This is a genomic window from Streptomyces genisteinicus, assembly GCF_014489615.1.
GTDB classification, from domain to species: domain Bacteria; phylum Actinomycetota; class Actinomycetes; order Streptomycetales; family Streptomycetaceae; genus Streptomyces; species Streptomyces genisteinicus.
In genome coordinates this window covers 1,118,803-1,136,828 of record NZ_CP060825.1, presented here as the reverse complement: position 1 = coordinate 1,136,828, position 18,026 = coordinate 1,118,803, and the positions used below count along the sequence as shown (strand labels likewise).

General features: G+C 72.5%; 17 protein-coding genes. 15 read left to right on the top strand and 2 right to left on the bottom strand.

Annotated elements, in window-relative coordinates:
• Positions 1-16 precede the first annotated feature (16 nt).
• On the top strand, positions 17-574 hold the full coding sequence (locus IAG43_RS04970) for an HIT family protein (protein WP_187739542.1): 558 nt from the start codon (positions 17-19) through the stop codon (positions 572-574).
• A 54-nt stretch (positions 575-628) separates the two neighbouring features.
• On the opposite strand, the gene IAG43_RS04965 is transcribed toward IAG43_RS04970, so the two are convergent.
• Together IAG43_RS04965 and IAG43_RS04960 are read right to left on the bottom strand one after the other, a co-directional pair.
• Positions 629-2,293 carry a hypothetical protein gene (locus IAG43_RS04965; protein ID WP_187739541.1) on the bottom strand — a complete coding sequence of 555 codons (1,665 nt, stop codon included), beginning with the start codon at positions 2,291-2,293 and terminating at the stop codon, positions 629-631.
• Between the two features lie 153 nt (positions 2,294-2,446).
• Positions 2,447-4,657: an elongation factor G-like protein EF-G2 gene (locus IAG43_RS04960; protein ID WP_187739540.1), complete on the bottom strand. Its 2,211-nt coding sequence runs from the start codon at positions 4,655-4,657 to the stop codon at positions 2,447-2,449.
• A 260-nt stretch (positions 4,658-4,917) separates the two neighbouring features.
• On the opposite strand from IAG43_RS04960, the gene pgsA reads away from it, so the two are divergent.
• From pgsA to IAG43_RS04890, 14 genes are all read left to right on the top strand, one after another.
• Positions 4,918-5,667, top strand: a complete 750-nt coding sequence (gene pgsA, locus IAG43_RS04955) for a phosphatidylinositol phosphate synthase (protein WP_187739539.1) — start codon at positions 4,918-4,920, stop codon at positions 5,665-5,667.
• Complete coding sequence (locus tag IAG43_RS04950) at positions 5,667-6,563, top strand: phosphatidylinositol mannoside acyltransferase (RefSeq protein ID WP_187744297.1); 897 nt, start codon at positions 5,667-5,669, stop codon at positions 6,561-6,563. Before pgsA ends, IAG43_RS04950 begins: the two co-directional genes overlap by 1 nt.
• Complete coding sequence (locus tag IAG43_RS04945) at positions 6,560-7,723, top strand: glycosyltransferase family 4 protein (protein ID WP_187739538.1); 1,164 nt, start codon at positions 6,560-6,562, stop codon at positions 7,721-7,723. Before IAG43_RS04950 ends, IAG43_RS04945 begins: the two co-directional genes overlap by 4 nt.
• A 267-nt stretch (positions 7,724-7,990) precedes the next feature.
• The gene (locus IAG43_RS04940) at positions 7,991-8,485 is read left to right on the top strand and encodes a hypothetical protein (protein WP_187744296.1); all 495 of its coding nucleotides are present in this window, start codon (positions 7,991-7,993) and stop codon (positions 8,483-8,485) included.
• A gap of 355 nt (positions 8,486-8,840) precedes the next feature.
• The gene (pdxS, locus tag IAG43_RS04935) at positions 8,841-9,758 is read left to right on the top strand and encodes a pyridoxal 5'-phosphate synthase lyase subunit PdxS (protein WP_187739537.1); all 918 of its coding nucleotides are present in this window, start codon (positions 8,841-8,843) and stop codon (positions 9,756-9,758) included.
• A complete protein-coding gene (gene pdxT / locus IAG43_RS04930; protein ID WP_187739536.1) occupies positions 9,758-10,342 on the top strand; it encodes a pyridoxal 5'-phosphate synthase glutaminase subunit PdxT in 585 nt (194 codons plus the stop codon). Before pdxS ends, pdxT begins: the two co-directional genes overlap by 1 nt.
• A 62-nt stretch (positions 10,343-10,404) precedes the next feature.
• On the top strand, positions 10,405-11,157 hold the full coding sequence (locus IAG43_RS04925; protein ID WP_187739535.1) for a YebC/PmpR family DNA-binding transcriptional regulator: 753 nt from the start codon (positions 10,405-10,407) through the stop codon (positions 11,155-11,157).
• Positions 11,158-11,287: 130 nt separating this feature from the next.
• Positions 11,288-11,851 carry a crossover junction endodeoxyribonuclease RuvC gene (gene ruvC, locus IAG43_RS04920; protein WP_187739534.1) on the top strand — a complete coding sequence of 188 codons (564 nt, stop codon included), beginning with the start codon at positions 11,288-11,290 and terminating at the stop codon, positions 11,849-11,851.
• On the top strand, positions 11,848-12,456 hold the full coding sequence (ruvA, locus tag IAG43_RS04915) for a Holliday junction branch migration protein RuvA (RefSeq protein ID WP_187739533.1): 609 nt from the start codon (positions 11,848-11,850) through the stop codon (positions 12,454-12,456). The genes ruvC and ruvA overlap by 4 nt, the downstream gene beginning before the upstream one ends.
• A gap of 133 nt (positions 12,457-12,589) precedes the next feature.
• Entirely contained in the window at positions 12,590-13,660 is a 1,071-nt protein-coding gene (ruvB, locus tag IAG43_RS04910; RefSeq protein WP_187739532.1) for a Holliday junction branch migration DNA helicase RuvB, read from the top strand.
• Between the two features lie 164 nt (positions 13,661-13,824).
• Positions 13,825-14,286 (top strand): preprotein translocase subunit YajC, encoded by a 462-nt coding sequence (yajC, locus tag IAG43_RS04905; protein WP_187739531.1) that lies wholly within the window; start codon positions 13,825-13,827, stop codon positions 14,284-14,286.
• 145 nt (positions 14,287-14,431) lie between these two features.
• A complete protein-coding gene (gene secD / locus IAG43_RS04900) occupies positions 14,432-16,207 on the top strand; it encodes a protein translocase subunit SecD (protein WP_187739530.1) in 1,776 nt (591 codons plus the stop codon).
• Position 16,208: 1 nt separating this feature from the next.
• Positions 16,209-17,318 carry a protein translocase subunit SecF gene (secF, locus tag IAG43_RS04895; protein WP_187739529.1) on the top strand — a complete coding sequence of 370 codons (1,110 nt, stop codon included), beginning with the start codon at positions 16,209-16,211 and terminating at the stop codon, positions 17,316-17,318.
• Positions 17,315-17,860, top strand: coding sequence for an adenine phosphoribosyltransferase (locus IAG43_RS04890; RefSeq protein ID WP_187739528.1), 546 nt, complete (start codon positions 17,315-17,317; stop codon positions 17,858-17,860). The genes secF and IAG43_RS04890 overlap by 4 nt, the downstream gene beginning before the upstream one ends.
• Positions 17,861-18,026: the final 166 nt, after the last annotated feature.

The following is an 18,026-nucleotide window of genomic DNA, read 5'->3' as shown; positions in this document are numbered from 1 at the left end:
GGGGCGGGCGGCGAATATGCTGGCACGCATGACGACTGAGCCCGAGCAGCAGATCGGAGTCGGGACGCCTGACGCGTTCCAGCGCCTGTGGACGCCCCACCGGATGGCGTACATCCAGGGCGAGAACAAGCCGACCGGCCCGGAGGCCGGAGACGGCTGTCCGTTCTGCTCGATCCCGTCCAAGTCGGACGAGGACGGGCTGATCGTCGCCCGCGGCGAGAGCGTCTACGCGGTCCTCAACCTGTACCCCTACAACGGCGGCCACCTGATGGTCGTCCCCTACCGCCATGTCGCCGACTACACCGAGCTCGACGACGCCGAGACGGCCGAGCTGGCCCTGCTGACCAAGCAGGCCATGACCGCGCTGCGGGCGGCGTCCGGGGCGCACGGCTTCAACATCGGGCTGAACCAGGGGAGCGCGGCGGGGGCGGGCATCGCCGCCCACCTGCACCAGCACATCGTGCCCCGATGGGGCGGGGACACCAACTTCATGCCCGTGGTCGGCGCCACCAAGGTGCTGCCCCAGCTGCTCGGCGACACCCGCCGGATGCTGGCGGACGCCTGGCCCCGCTGAGGCCACGGCGCCGGGGCCGGGAGGTGACCCTCCCGGCCCCGGCGTACGAGCACGCTACGCGTCGTAGAGGTCGGCCCTGCCCGGCGACGGGTCCTGCACCGCGCCGCCGACCAGCGACGAGCGGTTGCCGAAGCGCTCCGTGTCGACGCCGTTCTCCTCCAGCACCCGGATCGCGGCGGCGTGCGCCGCCCGCAGCACCGGTGTCGCCGCCCGCAGCGCGTCGTCCGCCATGAAGCGGTGCCGCCACGGCTTGTCGGCCCAGGCGTGGCGGAGTCCGAACGGCTCCGGCAGGACGAGCTTGCCGCCCAGGAAGTCCAGCAGCGGCGGGTACCAGGTGAAGGGGGCGCGCACGGCGAGACGCACCACCTCGGGGGCGTCGATCAGCGGCAGCGTCCGGTCGACCGTCTCCCAGAAGCGGACGGTCTTGGCCACGGTGACCGTCTTCGGCGAGGGCTTGCTGGTGAACAGCGAGTGGACGGGGCCCAGGGCGTGGCCGGTGACCTCCACGCGCAGAGTCTCGTGCAGCACGGTGACGGTGATCATCATGGTGATCACCAGCTGGCCGTCCCAGAGGGTGAACTGGACGCCCAGGTAGTGCCGGTTGCCGCCGCCGAACTGCTGGTGGTTGCAGATCCGCTGGACCTCGTGGCCCTTGACCTGGAAGTTGTCCACGTCCTGGCCCTCGGGCCGGCTGACCGACCCCGCGTTCTCGCCGACCGGGGAGACGATCCAGTGCCGGACGGACGGCTTGGGGAACCCGCCAGAGTTCAGCGGGCCGCGCTCCAGCAGCTTCAGCTTGTCGTGGATGGCCCGTATGACGTCCCAGCTCCGGAACTGGTTGATCTCCTTGCCGGGGTCCTTGGAGACCAGCTCCTCCGCCATCTGCCAGCTGCCCCAGCGGGTGCCCATGCCGAGTATGCCCTTGGGGCCGGCGTAGAAGACGACGTTGGAGTGCTGCTCGGCGGTCAGCTTCTGGAGGCCCTGGCGCAGCTGTTCGCGGGAGGTCTCGTTCGGGTTGCCGGGGACGGCCTCGGGGATCTTGGCGCCGACGCCGCCGCCGGACAGCAGGCTGTCCCAGCGGTCCCGCAGATCCCGGGCGGTGGACTCGCAGATCCGCTTGGCGAGCAGCCAGCCGATCACCGGCGCGACGATCATGCCGCGGATGTAGTAGCCCCAGAACCCGGAGAACGGAAGCTTCAGCAGCATGATCACGGCCAGTGCGCCGAGGCCCACCAGCAGCACGGTGCCGGCCGCCCCCGCGCGCTTGTTCTGGGCGCCCGCGAGAGTGCGGCGGAGCTGGAAGACGCCCATCCACAGCAGCAGTCCGGGCAGGAAGAGCAGCCCGCACAGCACCATCACGACGGTGAGCCGGGTGTCCCGCTCCTTGCGGATGCGGGAGGCGGCGAGGCAGTGCTCCACCACCGCCTGCGGTTCGGTGCCGAAGGACTGGATCAGTCCCGCGCGTCCGCCGCCGAGCATTCTGACCTGCACGGCGCGGGCGAAGGCCTCGCCCAGGTTCGGCTCGAAGAGGGAGAACCTGCCCTTCTTCACATCCGACTTGTGCCAGTCGCTGTTGGCGCCCAGGATGTCGGCGACCGGGCTGTCCCGGTACGCGGCCGACGCCAGGGCATGCGTCGCCGCGGTCTGTCCGGCCGACCCCGTGAGCGGGACCTGGGCCCCGGGTGAGAAATCGAATCCGTCTGTCACTACCGCCCCCATCGCCGCAAGCGTCCGCACTGCGGCCTGTTCCCAACTGCCGCGCCCCGCACACCTGGTGAGCTGGGCACCTGAAGCGTATCGGGGGCGGGGCGGGCGCGGCAGTGGACATTCGGGGGGCGCCCGCCCCGAGCGGGCCGCGACGGGTGTTTTCGGTCAGCGGGCGCCGGCCCCCGCCTCCTCGCGCATCCGGTCGGCGACCTGCTGCGGCATGGGCTCGTGGCGGGCGTAGGCCCGGCTGAACCGGCCGGTGCCGTGGGACAGCGAGCGCAGGTCCACCGCGTACCGGCCGATCTCGATCTCCGGCACCTCGGCCCGCACCAACGTCCGTGCTTCATCCGTCTGTTCGGTGCCGACGACCCGGCCGCGGCGGCCCGAGAGGTCGCTCATCACCTGGCCCACGTACTCGTCCGCCACCAGGACCTCGACTTCGGCCACCGGCTCCAGGAGACGGATGCGCGCCTCGGCCGCCGCCTCCCGCAGGGCCAGGGCGCCCGCCGTCTGGAAGGCCGCGTCCGACGAGTCCACGGAGTGCGCCTTGCCGTCGCGCAGGGTGATCCGCACGTCGACCAGCGGATGCCCGGAGACGACGCCCCGCGCGGCCTGCGCGCGCACGCCCTTCTCCACCGAGGTGATGAACTGGCGCGGAACCGCCCCTCCCACGACCTTGTCGACGAACTCGATCCCGGAGCCCGCGGGCAGCGGCTCGACGTCGATCTCGCAGATCGCGTACTGGCCGTGGCCGCCGGACTGCTTGACGTGGCGGCCGCGGCCGGCCGCGGCCGCGCCGAACGTCTCCCGCAGCTGCACCAGGTGGGGGACGACGTCGACCTGCACGCCGTAGCGCGTGCGCAGCCGTTCCAGGGCCACGTCGGCGTGCGCCTCGCCCATGCACCAGAGCACCACCTGGTGGGTGTCCTGGTTCTGTTCGAGCCGCAGGGTCGGGTCCTCGGCGGCGAGCCGGGCGAGCCCCTGCGAGAGCTTGTCCTCGTCCGCCTTGCTGTGGGCCCGGACGGCGAGCGGCAGCAGCGGGTCCGGCATGCGCCACGGCTCCATCAGCAGCGGCTCGTCCCTGCCGGACAGGGTGTCCCCGGTCTCCGCGCGGGACAGCTTCGCGACACAGGCCAGGTCACCGGCGACGGCGTGCGGCAGCGGCCGCTGCTGCTTGCCGAAGGGCGCGGTGAGCGCGCCGACCTTCTCGTCCACGTCGTGGTCCTCGTGCCCGCGGTCCGCCGGCCCGTGCCCCGACACGTGGACGGTCTCGTCGGGGCGCAGCGTCCCGGAGAACACCCGCACCAGCGACAGCCGGCCGACGTACGGGTCCGAGGCGGTCCTGACGACCTCGGCCGCCAGCGGGCCGGCCGGATCGCAGACGAGGGCGGGGCGGGCGGTGCCGTCCGGGGCCGTCACGGCCGGGGCGGGGTGCTCCAGCGGTGTCGGGAAGCCGCCCGTGATCAGCTCCAGCAGTTCGACGGTGCCCAGCCCCTGACGGGCGTCGCCGGTGGCCGGGGCGGCGGCGAGCACGGGGTGGAAGGTGCCGCGGGCCACGGCCTTCTCCAGGTCGCCGACGAGCGTCGTGAGAGCGATCTCCTCGCCGCCGAGATAGCGGTCCATCAGGGTCTCGTCCTCGCTCTCCGCGATGATCCCCTCGATCAGGCGGTTGCGGGCCTCGTCGACGAGCGCCGTCTCGCCGGGCGCCGGGTCCCGCTCGGTGCGCACTCCGGAGGCGTAGTCGTAGACCTTGCGGCTGAGGAGCCCCGTCAGACCGGTCACCGGGCTGTGCCCGTCAGGGCGGGGGGTGCCGTACCGGGGCAGGTGGAGCGGCAGCACGGCGTCCGGGTCGTCGCCGCCGAAGAGACGGCCGCAGACGGACGTGAGCTCGTCGAAGCCGGTCCGCGCGGTCTCCAGGTGGGTGACGACGATGGCGCGCGGCATGCCGACCGCCGCGCACTCCTCCCACACCGCACGGGTCGCCCCGTCGACGGCGCCGGCCTCCTGCGCGGCCGAGACCACGAAGAGGGCCGCGTCCGCCGCCCGCAGACCGGCCCGCAGCTCGCCGACGAAGTCGGCGTATCCGGGGGTGTCCAGAAGGTTGATCTTGCACCCGTCCCAGGCGAGGGGGACGAGCGAGAGCTGTACGGAGCGCTGCTGGCGGTGCTCGATCCCGTCGTGGTCGGAGACCGTCGCACCGTCCTCGACCCGGCCGGCCCGGTTGACCGCTCCCGCGGTCAGCGCGAGGGCCTCGACGAGGGTGGTCTTGCCCGATCCGCTGTGGCCGACCAGCACCACGTTCCGTACGGACGCGGGATGGTCGGCCGTTACCGCTCTGCCGGCGGCTCCGGGGTGTGTGCGTGATGTGGCGCCCATGGTCCTGCCTCCCGATCGGTGGCGCGGGGGAGCGGATCCGCGGGCGCGGGAGGCCGGGACGGGCCCCGGGCGGTGTCCGGGGCAGGTCCGGCGGTGCCCGCGGTCGTGATTCGAGCTTTCCACTGTCGGCAGGTCGCGTCCATACGTCGGACCGCGCCCGTCCCGCCCGGGTCCCGGCGCCCGGTCGCGCCGGTCGTGACTACGATGGGCCAGCCGGTGGCCGAAGGGGCCGCGCGGCTCACCGAGCCCTCGGGAAGGCCATGCTGAACAAGTACGCGCGTGCATTCTTCACGCGTGTCCTCACACCGTTCGCCGCGTTTCTGCTCCGCCGCGGGGTGAGCCCCGACGCCGTCACCCTCGTCGGCACCGCCGGTGTCATGGCGGGAGCGCTGGTCTTCTTCCCCAGGGGCGAGTTCTTCTGGGGCACGATCGTCATCACCCTGTTCGTGTTCTCGGACCTCGTCGACGGCAACATGGCGCGCCAGGCCGGCGTCTCCAGCCGCTGGGGCGCGTTCCTCGACTCCACGCTGGACCGGGTCGCCGACGGCGCGATCTTCGGCGGCTTCGCCCTCTGGTACGCGGGCAACGGCGACAACGACGTGCTCTGCGCGGTCTCGATCTTCTGTCTCGCCAGCGGACAGGTCGTCTCGTACACCAAGGCGCGCGGGGAGTCGATCGGCCTGCCGGTGGCCGTGAACGGCCTCATCGAGCGTGCCGAGCGACTGGTGATCTCCCTGGTCGCCGCGGGCCTCGCCGGGCTCCACGCCTTCGGCGTCCCGGGCATCGACATCCTGCTGCCGATCGCGCTGTGGATCGTCGCGGTGGGCAGCCTGGTGACCCTCGGGCAGCGGGTGGTGACCGTGCGCCGCGAGTCGGCCGAGGCGGAGGCCGAGGCGGCGGCAGGTGCCGGCGCGGCCGGTGCGGGCGCCGCGGAGACGGGTGCCGCAGGGACGGGCGCTGCCGGTACGGGCGCCGCGGACGCGCGGTCGCAGGGAGGCGAGAGCCCGTGATGCGCGACCGCCTCACCGACGCCCTGTACGGACTGGGCTGGGCCGCCGTGAAGAAGATGCCCGAGCCGGCCGCCGCCCGCCTCGGGCGCACCATCGCCGACACCGTCTGGAAGCGCCGCGGCAAAGGCGTGCTGCGGCTGGAGGCCAACCTCGCCCGGGTCGTACCCGACGCGGGCCCCGAGCGCCTGGCCGAGCTGTCGAAGGCCGGGATGCGCTCGTACATGCGCTACTGGATGGAGTCCTTCCGGCTGCCCGCCTGGAGCCAGGAGCGCGCCGCCCACAGCTTCGACCCCAAGGACGTGCACCACCTCACCGACGGGCTCGCCACGGGCCGCGGCGTCGTCCTCGCCCTGCCCCACCTCGCCAACTGGGACGTGGCCGGGATCTGGGTGACGCGCGCGCTGGGCGTCCCGTTCACCACCGTCGCCGAGCGCCTCAAGCCGGAGAGCCTCTACGACCGCTTCGTGGCCTACCGCGAGAGCCTCGGCATGGAGGTGCTGCCGCACACCGGGGGAGCCGCCTTCGGCACCCTCGCCCGGCGGCTGCGCGACGGCGGGCTGGTCTGCCTGGTCGCCGACCGGGACCTGTCGTCGTCCGGCGTGGAGGTCGACTTCTTCGGCTCCACGGCACGGATGCCGGCCGGACCCGCCCTGCTCGCCCAGCAGACCGGCGCCCTGCTGCTGCCGGTCACCCTCTGGTACGACGGGACCCCCGTGATGAAGGGCCGCGTCCACCCGCCCGTGGAGGTGCCCGGGTCGGGCACGCGGGCCGAGAAGACGTCCTCCATGACGCAGGCCCTCGCCGACGCCTTCGCCGGGGGCATCGCCGACCACCCGGAGGACTGGCACATGCTGCAACGGCTCTGGCTCGCCGATCTCGAGGAGCGCCCCGCGTGAAGATCGGCATCGTCTGCCCGTACTCCTGGGACGTGCCCGGCGGTGTGCAGTTCCACATCAGGGACCTCGCCGAGCACCTCATCCGGCTGGGCCACGAGGTCTCCGTCCTCGCCCCCGCCGACGACGACACACCGCTGCCGCCGTACGTCGTCTCCGCCGGCCGCGCGGTCCCGGTCCCGTACAACGGCTCCGTGGCCCGGCTCAACTTCGGCTTCCTCTCGGCGGCCCGGGTGCGGCGCTGGCTGCACGAGGGCACGTTCGACGTGATCCACATCCACGAGCCCGCCTCCCCGTCGCTCGGCCTGCTCTCGTGCTGGGCCGCGCAGGGGCCGATCGTGGCCACCTTCCACACGTCCAACCCGCGCTCGCGGGCCATGATCGCCGCCTATCCGATCCTCCAGCCCGCGCTGGAGAAGATCAGCGCCCGCGTCGCGGTGAGCGAGTACGCGCGGCGCACCCTCGTCGAGCACCTCGGCGGCGACGCGGTCGTCATCCCCAACGGCGTCGACGTCGGCTTCTTCGAGAAGGCGGAGCCCAAGAAGGAGTGGCAGGGGGACACCATCGGCTTCATCGGCCGCATCGACGAGCCGCGCAAGGGCCTGCCGGTGCTGATGAAGGCCCTGCCCGCGATCCTCGCCGAGCACCCCGGGGCCCGGCTCCTCGTCGCCGGCCGCGGCGACGAGGAGGAGGCCGTCGCCTCGCTGCCCCGCGAGATGCGCTCGCGCGTCGAGTTCCTCGGGATGGTCAGCGACGAGGACAAGGCGCGGCTGCTGCGCAGCGTGGACGTGTACGTGGCCCCGAACACCGGGGGCGAGAGCTTCGGCATCATCCTGGTCGAGGCGATGTCGGCCGGCGCCCCCGTGCTCGCCGCCGACCTGGACGCGTTCGCGCAGGTGCTGGACCAGGGCGCGGCGGGGGAGCTCTTCGCGAACGAGGACGCCGACGCGCTGGCCGCCGCGGCGGTCCGGCTGCTGCGGGACCCGGAGCGGCGCGCGGAACTGCGCGCCCGGGGCAGCGCGCACGTGCGCCGCTTCGACTGGTCGACCGTCGGCGCGGACATCCTCGCGGTCTACGAGACGGTGACGGACGGCGCCGCCTCGGTCGCCGCCGACGAACGCACCGGCCTGCGCGCCCGCTTCGGCCTCGCCGCCCGCGACTGAGCCCACGACCGGCCCGGGGACGACCGGGCCGGTCCCGGGGCGCGGTGCCGTGCCCGGACGCCCCCGCCGCGGGGCGGGAGCCGGGCGCGGGGGAGCGCGGCAGGGCGGGGGGCCGTCCCCGGTCCGCGGGGCGGCGCGGGCCGCCCGCCCCGCGGACCGGGGACGGCCCCCGGCAGCCCGGGGTGACTTCACGCCACGGCCCGGCCGGTAGCCTTGCCGCCCGTGAGCACCTTGATCTGGATCGTCGTCGCCCTCGTGCTGATCGGCATGTACCTCAGCTGGACCGCCGGCCGGCTCGACCGGCTCCACGCCCGGATCGACGCGGCGCGCGCCGCCCTCGACGCGCAGCTCCTGCGCCGTGCCTCGGTGGCCCAGGAGCTGGCGACCTCCGGTGTGCTCGACCCCGCCGCGTCGATCGTCCTCTACGAGGCCGCACACGACGCGAGGCAGTCGGAGGAGGAGCACCGGGAGGTGGCCGAGAGCGAGCTGAGCGCGGCGCTGCGCGCGGTGTTCGGCGAGCCCGAGCAGGTCGAGGCGCTGCGCGAGGTGCCGGGCGGCGACGAGGCCGCGACCGAACTGGCGCAGGCGGTACGGCGGGTGCCCATGGCCCGGCGCTTCCACAACGACGCGGTGCGCGCGGCACGTGCGCTGCGCAGGCACCGCAAGGTGCGCTGGTTCCGGCTCGCGGGTCACGCGCCGTTCCCGATGGCCTTCGAGATGGACGACGAGCCCCCGACAGCGCTGGCCGACCGCCCCTCCTGACCCCTTCCCGCAGCCCGCTCCCAGAGGTTCCCGCGCCTCCCCGCCCCCGGGGCGATCCCTCCCGCGCGGTCTCCCGGCCCGGACCGCCCCCGCGCGGACGCGGGTCCGGCCGCCGCGAGTCCGCTCGCCTCGGGCCGTCCGGCGGCCGCACGCCGCCCCAACAACCGCGTCACCCCGGCCCTTTGGCCTGCTCCGTGCGGCGCGGAACGGCCCTGTGACCCCCTCAGGAGCCCTCCGGCCTCCTCCTCGGCGCTCCAAAACGATCCACCGCCTGTTCATTGGCCCTTGATGTGGACTGGTCCGTGGCTGTTCCATCAGGGACGCATCGCATCGTCGTCATCGAGTGAGGTCCTCCGTGTCCGTCAACCCCACCCCGCAGCCCGCCGACGCCCCGGCGACCGGAACCTCCCGCGTCAAGCGCGGCATGGCCGAGCAGCTCAAGGGCGGTGTGATCATGGACGTGGTCAACGCCGAGCAGGCGAAGATCGCCGAGGACGCCGGCGCCGTCGCGGTCATGGCGCTGGAGCGGGTGCCCGCCGACATCCGCAAGGACGGCGGAGTGGCCCGGATGTCCGACCCGAACATGATCGAGGAGATCATCGGGGCGGTCTCCATCCCCGTCATGGCCAAGTCCCGCATCGGCCACTTCGTCGAGGCCCAGGTGCTCCAGTCCCTCGGCGTCGACTACATCGACGAGTCCGAGGTCCTCACCCCGGCCGACGAGGTCAACCACTCCGACAAGTGGGCCTTCACCACGCCCTTCGTCTGCGGTGCCACCAACCTCGGCGAGGCCCTGCGCCGGATCGCCGAGGGCGCGGCCATGATCCGCTCCAAGGGCGAGGCCGGCACCGGCAACGTCGTCGAGGCCGTCCGTCACCTGCGCCAGATCAAGAACGAGATCGCCCGCCTGCGCGGCTTCGACAACAACGAGCTCTTCGCCGCCGCCAAGGACCTGCGCGCGCCGTACGAGCTCGTCAAGGAGGTCGCCGAGCTCGGCAAGCTCCCCGTGGTGCTGTTCTCCGCCGGCGGTGTCGCCACCCCCGCGGACGCCGCGCTGATGCGCCAGCTCGGCGCCGAGGGCGTCTTCGTCGGTTCCGGCATCTTCAAGTCCGGCGACCCGGCGAAGCGGGCCGCCGCCATCGTCAAGGCGACCACGTTCTACGACGACCCGAAGATCATCGCGGACGCCTCCCGGAACCTGGGCGAGGCCATGGTCGGCATCAACTGCGACACCCTCCCCGAGGCCGAGCGCTACGCGAACCGGGGCTGGTGATGACCTCACCCGTGATCGGTGTCCTGGCTCTCCAGGGCGACGTCCGGGAGCACCTGATCGCCCTGGCCGCGGCGGACGCCGTGGCCAGGCCGGTCCGGCGGCCCGAGGAGCTGGCCGGGGTCGACGGCCTGGTGATCCCCGGCGGCGAGTCCACGACCATGTCCAAGCTCGCGAACCTCTTCGGCATGATGGAGCCGCTGCGCGAGCGCATCGCGGCCGGGCTGCCCGTCTACGGCACCTGCGCCGGCCTGATCATGCTCGCCGACAAGATCCTCGACCCGCGGTCGGGCCAGGAGACCCTCGGCGGCATCGACATGATCGTGCGCCGCAACGCCTTCGGCCGCCAGAACGAGTCCTTCGAGGCCACGGTCGAGGTGACCGGCGTCGGTCCCGTGGAGGGCGTCTTCATCCGGGCCCCCTGGGTGGAGTCCGTCGGCGCGGAGACCGAGGTGCTCGCCGAGCACGGCGGCCACATCGTCGCCGTCCGGCAGGGCGCCGTGCTCGCCACCTCGTTCCACCCGGAGCTCACCGGGGACCACCGCGTCCACGCGCTTTTCGTCGAGATGGTGCGCGCGGGCAGGTGACCCGATCCCGGTAGGATCTCTGGGGTTCGTTCAGTAAAGGGTTACGCGAAGGAGACAGGCAGATGTCCGGCCACTCTAAATGGGCTACGACGAAGCACAAGAAGGCCGTGATCGACGCCAAGCGCGGCAAGCTCTTCGCGAAGCTGATCAAGAACATCGAGGTGGCGGCGCGTACCGGCGGCGCCGACATCGACGGCAACCCGACCCTCTTCGACGCCATCCAGAAGGCGAAGAAGAGCTCGGTGCCCAACAAGAACATCGACTCGGCGGTCAAGCGCGGCGGTGGCCTCGAGGCCGGCGGCGTCGACTACGAGACGATCATGTACGAGGGCTACGGGCCCAACGGTGTCGCGGTGCTCATCGAGTGCCTCACCGACAACCGCAACCGTGCCGCGTCCGACGTCCGCGTCGCCATGACGCGCAACGGCGGCTCCATGGCCGACCCGGGCTCGGTGTCCTACCTGTTCAACCGCAAGGGCGTCGTCATCGTCCCCAAGGGTGAACTGTCCGAGGACGACGTCCTCGGAGCCGTCCTCGACGCCGGCGCCGAGGAGGTCAACGACATCGGCGAGTCCTTCGAGGTGCTCAGCGAGGCCACCGACCTGGTCGGCGTCCGCACCGCACTGCAGGAGGCCGGCATCGACTACGACTCGGCCGAGGCCAACTTCGTCCCGACCATGCAGGTCGAGCTGGACGAGGAGGGCGCGCGCAAGATCTTCAAGCTGATCGACGCGCTGGAGGACAGCGACGACGTGCAGAACGTCTTCGCCAACTTCGACGTGTCCGACGACGTCATGGCGAAGGTCGACGCCTGACGCGGCCTCACAACGGCGCCACCGGACGGGCCGACGGGGAGACACCCCCGTCGGCCCGTCCGCGCGTTGTCGGCGGCAGCCGATAGCCTGCACGAACAGGTGACCGGAGAACCGGAGAAGGGGGGACGGCGTGCGCGTACTCGGTGTGGACCCCGGGCTGACGCGGTGCGGTGTCGGCGTCGTCGAGGGCGTGGCCGGCCGTCCGCTGACCATGCGGGGCGTCGGCGTCGTGCGCACCCCGTCCGACGAGGAGCTGGGCCGCCGCCTGGTCGCCGTCGAGCAGGGCATCGAGGCCTGGCTGGACGAGCACCGGCCGGACATCGTCGTCGTGGAGCGCGTCTTCAGCCAGCACAACGTCCGCACGGTCATGGGCACCGCCCAGGCCAGCGCGGTCGCCATGCTCTGCGCGTCCCGGCGCGGCCTGCCCGTCGCCCTGCACACCCCCAGCGAGGTCAAGGCCGCCGTCACCGGGAGCGGCCGTGCCGACAAGGCGCAGGTCGGGGCCATGGTCACCCGGCTGCTGCGGCTCGACGCACCGCCGAAGCCCGCCGACGCGGCCGACGCCCTCGCCCTCGCCATCTGCCACATCTGGCGCGCCCCCGCGCAGAACCGCCTCCAGCAGGCGGTGACGGCCCACCGGGCCGCCCGGCCCGCCGCCCACGTTCCGCCCGTCAGGAAAGGCCCGACCGCATGATCGCCTTTGTGAGCGGCCCCGTCGCCGCACTCGCCCCCACCACCGCGGTGATCGAGGTCGGCGGCATCGGGATGGCCGTGCAGTGCGCCCCGAACACCCTCTCCACCCTGCGCGTCGGCCAGGAGGCCAGACTCGCGACCTCCCTGGTGGTCCGCGAGGACTCGCTCACCCTGTACGGCTTCGCCGACGACGACGAACGCCAGGTGTTCGAGCTGCTCCAGACGGCGAGCGGGGTCGGTCCCCGCCTCGCCCAGGCGATGCTCGCCGTCCACACCCCGGACGCACTGCGGGTGGCGGTCGCCACCGCCGACGAGAAGGCCCTCACCGCCGTGCCGGGCATCGGGAAGAAGGGCGCCCAGAAGCTGCTCCTGGAGCTCAAGGACCGCCTCGGCGAGCCGCTGGGCACCGTCCCCGCCGTCGGCGCCCCGGTGACCCAGTCCTGGCGCGACCAGCTCCACGCCGCCCTGCTGGGCCTCGGATACGCCACCCGTGAGGCGGACGAGGCCGTCACCGCCGTCGCCCCCCAGGCGGAGTCCATGGGCCCCGCCCCCGCCGTCGGACCGCTCCTGCGCGCCGCCCTGCAGACGCTGAACCGCACCCGCTGACCGGCCGGCGCCCGGCCCTTCGGTGGACGCGCCCCCGCGCCGGCACCCGAGCCCCCCGCCCCCGGCCGGGCCCCTGCTCACGCCCCGTCCGGGGCACCCGTCACCATCCGCGCAAGAAGGCAGAAGACACCACGTGAACTGGGACGACGACACCACCGCCGACACCGAGCAGCGCCTCGTCGGCCCGTCGGCCGACGGCGAGGACCAGGCCGTGGAGGCCGCCCTGCGCCCGAAGTCGCTGCACGAGTTCGTCGGCCAGGAGCGGGTGCGCGAACAGCTCGACCTGGTGCTCAAGGCGGCCCTGGCCCGCGGCGCCACCGCCGACCACGTGCTGCTCTCGGGGGCCCCGGGCCTCGGCAAGACCACCCTGTCGATGATCATCGCCGCCGAGATGAACGCACCGATCCGGATCACCTCGGGCCCCGCCATCCAGCACGCGGGCGACCTCGCGGCGATCCTCTCCTCCCTCCAGGAGGGCGAGGTCCTCTTCCTCGACGAGATCCACCGGATGTCCCGGCCGGCCGAGGAGATGCTGTACATGGCCATGGAGGACTTCCGGGTCGACGTGATCGTCGGCAAGGGCCCCGGAGCCACCGCCATCCCGCTGGAGCTCCCGCCGTTCACGCTGGTCGGCGCCACGACCCGGGCGGGTCTGCTGCCGCCGCCGCTGCGCGACCGCTTCGGCTTCACCGCCCACATGGAGTTCTACGAGCCCGCGGAGCTGGAGCGGGTGCTCCACCGGTCCGCGCAGCTGCTGGACGTGGGGATCGACGCGGAGGGTGCGGCCGAGATCGCCGGACGCTCCCGTGGTACCCCCCGTATCGCCAACCGGCTGCTGCGCCGTGTGCGGGACTACGCCCAGGTCAAGGCGGACGGGCTCGTCAACCGTGAGGTGGCGGCTGCCGCCCTCGCCGTGTACGAGGTGGACAGCCGGGGTCTGGACCGGCTCGACCGCGCCGTGCTGCAGGCGCTGCTCAAGCTGTTCGGCGGCGGCCCGGTGGGCCTGTCCACCCTCGCCGTCGCGGTCGGTGAGGAACGGGAGACGGTGGAGGAGGTCGCCGAGCCGTTCCTGGTCCGGGAGGGACTGCTGGCCCGGACGCCCCGGGGACGGGTGGCCACACCGGCGGCCTGGGCCCACCTCGGACTCACCCCGCCCCAGCAGGCGCCGGGCGCAAGCGGACAACAGGGGCTCTTCGGGGCGTGACGGCGAGGAGAGTCGTCCGGTGCGGAACCCCGGTGGGATGCTGGGCGTTGTTCCAGTGATGCGGACTCGCTTAGACTCCGCCGATGCCGCCCTTCCAGGGACGGCGTGCCCACCCCCGTATACAGGCCGTTCGTCAGCGCGGTCGTGCGAAGGAATTCCCCGCCGTGGATATCTTGACCCTCCTCCCCTTCATCGTGCTCATCGGGGCCATGTTCCTGATGACCCGCTCCGCCAAGAAGAAGCAGCAGGCAGCCGCGAACATGCGCGACTCGATGCAGCCCGGCACCGGAGTGCGGACCATCGGTGGCATGTACGCGACCGTCAAGGAGGTCAACGACGACACGGTCCTCCTCGAGGCGGCGCCCGGCGTGCACCTCGTCTTCGGCAAGAACGCCGTCGGCGCGGTCCTCTCCGACGAGGAGTACAACCGCATCGTCCACGGTGACGACGACGCCCACGACGACGGCTCCACCGTCGTCCCGGACGACGCCTCCTCGCTGACCGCCGGCTCCGACGACGCCTCCGCGGACTCCGACCGCGTCGACCTGGGCAAGAAGGACGACGCCGACGAGGCCAAGGACGCCAGGACCGACGGCAAGGCCGACGGCGAGGGCGACGCGAAGTAGTCATGATCGGGGACCGCCGCGGCGCACGGGCGCCGCGCGGTCCCCGGGTCGTGCCGACGCAACCCGGGGGCAGGCCCCACAACACTTCGTGGCCGCCGCGGCGCACACCCGGCGCCGGGGCGGTTGGACAGGGAGAAACGAGAAGGTGGCAGCACCGAACAGGGGCCGAAGGCCCACGGGGTCTCAGGGGAAGCCGGGGCGCGCCCTGGCTCTGATCCTGATCGCCATGGTCGCGCTCACGGGCGGCATGTTCTGGGCGGGTCAGCTCACGCCGCGCCTGGGCATCGACCTGGCGGGCGGTACGACCATCACGCTCGAGGCGAAGAACCAGCCGGGCGCCCCGAACGCCATCAACGAGACCAACATGAACACCGCGGTCGGCATCATCGAGCGCCGTGTCAATGGTCTGGGTGTCTCCGAGGCCGAGGTTCAGACCCAGGGCGACTCGAACATCATCGTCAACATCCCCAAGGGGACCAACTCCCAGCAGGCCCGGGAGCAGGTCGGCACCACCGCCCAGCTCTACTTCCGGCCGGTGCTGACGGTCGCGGCCGGCGCCCCGAACCAGGAGCAGCCCGCCCCGAGCCCCAGCCCGAGCGCCTCGGAGTCCGGCAAGCCCGCCGACGGCGACAAGGCCACGGACAAGCCGGAGGCCGGCGCACCGTCCCCCTCCGCGACCACCCAGGGCCGCGCGGTCACCGAGGGCCTGAAGGCCCCGGCCGCCACCCCGTCGCCGTCGGGTTCCGGCGAGCCGGAGGCATCCGAGAGCCCGGCGCCGTCCGACACCCCCGCGCCGGACCCGTCGGCCGACCCGGCCACCGCCGCGCTCCAGAAGAAGTTCGCCGAGCTGGACTGCTCCGACGACAAGGTCCGCGGCACGCTCGGGGACAACGTCAAGCCCGCCGACACCACCGTCGCCTGCGGCATGAACAGCGCCGACCAGTGGGAGAAGTACATCCTCGGCCCGGCCGAGGTGGACGGCAAGGACGTCGACGACGCCAAGGGCGAGCTCGACCAGCAGCGTGGCCTGTGGAAGGTCACGATGGAGTTCACCGACTCCGGCGCCAAGAAGTTCTCCACCATCACCAGCCGCCTGTCGCAGCAGCAGCCCCCGATGAACCAGTTCGCCATCGTCCTCGACGGCGAAGTGGTCTCGGCCCCCCAGGTGAACCAGACGCTGAGCGCCAGCGCCGAGATCACCGGTGACTTCACCCAGGAGTCCGCCCAGAACCTGGGCAACATCCTCTCCTACGGTGCCCTGCCCCTGACCTTCGAGGAGCAGAGCGTCACCACCGTCACCGCCGCGCTCGGCGGGGAGCAGCTCCAGGCCGGCCTCATCGCCGGTGCCATCGGCCTCGCGCTCGTCATCGTGTACCTGGTCGTCTACTACCGCGGCCTGTCGCTGATCGCGATCCTGAGCCTGCTGGCCTCCGCGATCCTGACGTACACGCTCATGGCGCTGCTCGGCCCGGCCATCGGCTTCGCGCTGAACCTGCCGGCCGTCTGCGGTGCCATCGTGGCCATCGGTATCACCGCCGACTCGTTCATCGTGTACTTCGAACGCATCCGGGACGAGATCCGCGAGGGACGCACCCTGCGCCCGGCCGTCGAGCGTGCCTGGCCGCGGGCGCGGCGCACGATCCTCGTCTCCGACTTCGTGTCGTTCCTCTCCGCCGTCGTGCTGTTCGTCGTCACCGTCGGCAAGGTGCAGGGCTTCGCCTTCACGCTGGGTCTGACGACGCTGCTCGACGTCGTGGTGGTCTTCTTCTTCACCAAGCCGCTGATGACGATCCTCGCGCGGACGAAGTTCTTCGCGAGCGGCCACAAGTGGTCCGGCCTCGACCCGAAGCGGCTCGGCGCCAAGCCTCCGCTGCGCCGTTCCCGCCGCGTGTCCGTCCCCACCGACCCGAAGGAGGCGTGAGATGTCGCGACTCGGCAATCTCGGCGCCCGTCTCTACCGCGGTGAGGTCGGATACGACTTCGTCGCCAAGCGCAGGTTCTGGTACGCCGTCTCCATCCTGATCACCATCACGGCGATCGTGGGCCTGGCGGTGCGCGGCCTGAACATGGGCATCGAGTTCAAGGGCGGCGCCGTCTTCACCACGCCCAAGGCCGAGGTCTCGGTCTCGCAGGCGCAGGAAGTGGCGGAGGAGGCCTCCGGCCACCTCGCCATCGTCCAGGAGCTCGGCACCGGCGGCATGCGCATCCAGGTCAGCGAGCTGGACACGGCGCAGGCCGACCGTGTCCAGACGGAGCTGGCCGAGGAGTTCGGCGTCGACCGGGAGAAGATCAACGCCGAGCTGGTCGGACCGAGCTGGGGCGAGCAGATCGCCAACAAGGCGTGGACCGGCCTCGGGGTCTTCATGATCCTGGTGGTGATCTACCTGGCGATCGCCTTCGAGTGGCGCATGGCCATCGCCGCCCTGATCGCCCTGATCCACGACATCACCATCACGGTCGGTGTGTACGCCCTGGTCGGGCTCGAGGTCACCCCGGGCACGGTGATCGGTCTGCTGACCATTCTCGGTTACTCGCTCTACGACACGGTCGTCGTCTTCGACTCCCTCAAGGAGAGTTCGAAGGACATCACCAAGCAGACCCGCTGGACCTACAGCGACGTCGCCAACCGCAGCATCAACAGCACCCTGGTGCGTTCCATCAACACCACGGTCGTGGCGCTCCTGCCGGTCGCCGGCCTGCTGTTCATCGGCGGCGGCGTCCTCGGCGCCGGCATGCTGAACGACATCTCGCTGTCGCTGTTCGTCGGCCTCGCGGCCGGCGCCTACTCCTCGATCTTCATCGCCACGCCGCTCGTCGCCGACCTCAAGGAGCGCGAGCCGCAGATGAAGGCCCTCAAGAAGCGGGTCCTCGCCAAGCGCGCGGCCGCCGCGGCCAAGGGCGAGACGGACGACGGCTCCGGACCGGACCCCGACGACGACGGCGTGGAGACCGACGACGCGGCACCCGCGGCGGCCGGCGCCGTGGTCGGCCAGCGCCGCGGCCGGGGTCGTCCCTCGGGCAGGAGCCGATGAGCGCCGAGGACACCCGCGACCTGCTGCTCAGCCGCATCCGGGACGTGGCCGACTACCCGAAGCCGGGAGTGGTGTTCAAGGACATCACGCCCCTGCTCGCCGACCCGGTCGCCTTCACCGCGCTGACGGACGAGCTGAGCGGCATCTGCGAGCGGCACGGCGCCACGAAGATCGTCGGCCTGGAGGCCCGCGGCTTCATCCTCGCCGCCCCGGTGGCCGTCCGCTCCGGCATCGGCTTCGTCCCGGTCCGCAAGGCGGGCAAGCTGCCCGGCGCCACGCTGTCCCAGGCGTACGAGCTGGAGTACGGCACCGCCGAGATCGAGGTGCACGCCGAGGACCTCGGCGCGGGCGACCGCGTCATGGTCATCGACGACGTCCTCGCCACCGGCGGCACCGCCGAGGCCTCGCTGGACCTGATCCGGCGGGCCGGTGCCGACGTCGCGGGCGTCGCCGTCCTGATGGAGCTCACGTTCCTGGGCGGGCGGGCCCGGCTGGACGGCGCACTGCGCGGAGCGCCGCTCGACGCGCTGATCACGCTCTGACACATCGCGCACACCGCCGCGTCCGAGGTGCCCCGGGGAGTCTCCCCGGGGCACCTCGCGTGTCCGGGGCCTCACCCGGAGGGCTGACCGGCATCCGGGTGCCCCGCCTCGTGCGCGACCGTACGGCCGGATCGATACCATGGGCTTTCCGGGCCTGACCGGGGCT

What these genes read in the sequence shown, in the direction of transcription:
- IAG43_RS04970 (WP_187739542.1), top strand. Translation starts at nt 17, where the DNA reads ATGCTGGCACGCATGACGACTGAGCCCGAGCAGCAGATCGGAGTCGGG.
- IAG43_RS04965 (WP_187739541.1), bottom strand. Translation starts at nt 2,293, where the DNA reads ATGGGGGCGGTAGTGACAGACGGATTCGATTTCTCACCCGGGGCCCAG.
- IAG43_RS04960 (WP_187739540.1), bottom strand. Translation starts at nt 4,657, where the DNA reads ATGGGCGCCACATCACGCACACACCCCGGAGCCGCCGGCAGAGCGGTA.
- pgsA (WP_187739539.1), top strand. Translation starts at nt 4,918, where the DNA reads ATGCTGAACAAGTACGCGCGTGCATTCTTCACGCGTGTCCTCACACCG.
- IAG43_RS04950 (WP_187744297.1), top strand. Translation starts at nt 5,667, where the DNA reads ATGCGCGACCGCCTCACCGACGCCCTGTACGGACTGGGCTGGGCCGCC.
- IAG43_RS04940 (WP_187744296.1), top strand. Translation starts at nt 7,991, where the DNA reads ATGTACCTCAGCTGGACCGCCGGCCGGCTCGACCGGCTCCACGCCCGG.
- pdxT (WP_187739536.1), top strand. Translation starts at nt 9,758, where the DNA reads ATGACCTCACCCGTGATCGGTGTCCTGGCTCTCCAGGGCGACGTCCGG.
- IAG43_RS04925 (WP_187739535.1), top strand. Translation starts at nt 10,405, where the DNA reads ATGTCCGGCCACTCTAAATGGGCTACGACGAAGCACAAGAAGGCCGTG.
- ruvA (WP_187739533.1), top strand. Translation starts at nt 11,848, where the DNA reads ATGATCGCCTTTGTGAGCGGCCCCGTCGCCGCACTCGCCCCCACCACC.
- secF (WP_187739529.1), top strand. Translation starts at nt 16,209, where the DNA reads ATGTCGCGACTCGGCAATCTCGGCGCCCGTCTCTACCGCGGTGAGGTC.
- IAG43_RS04890 (WP_187739528.1), top strand. Translation starts at nt 17,315, where the DNA reads ATGAGCGCCGAGGACACCCGCGACCTGCTGCTCAGCCGCATCCGGGAC.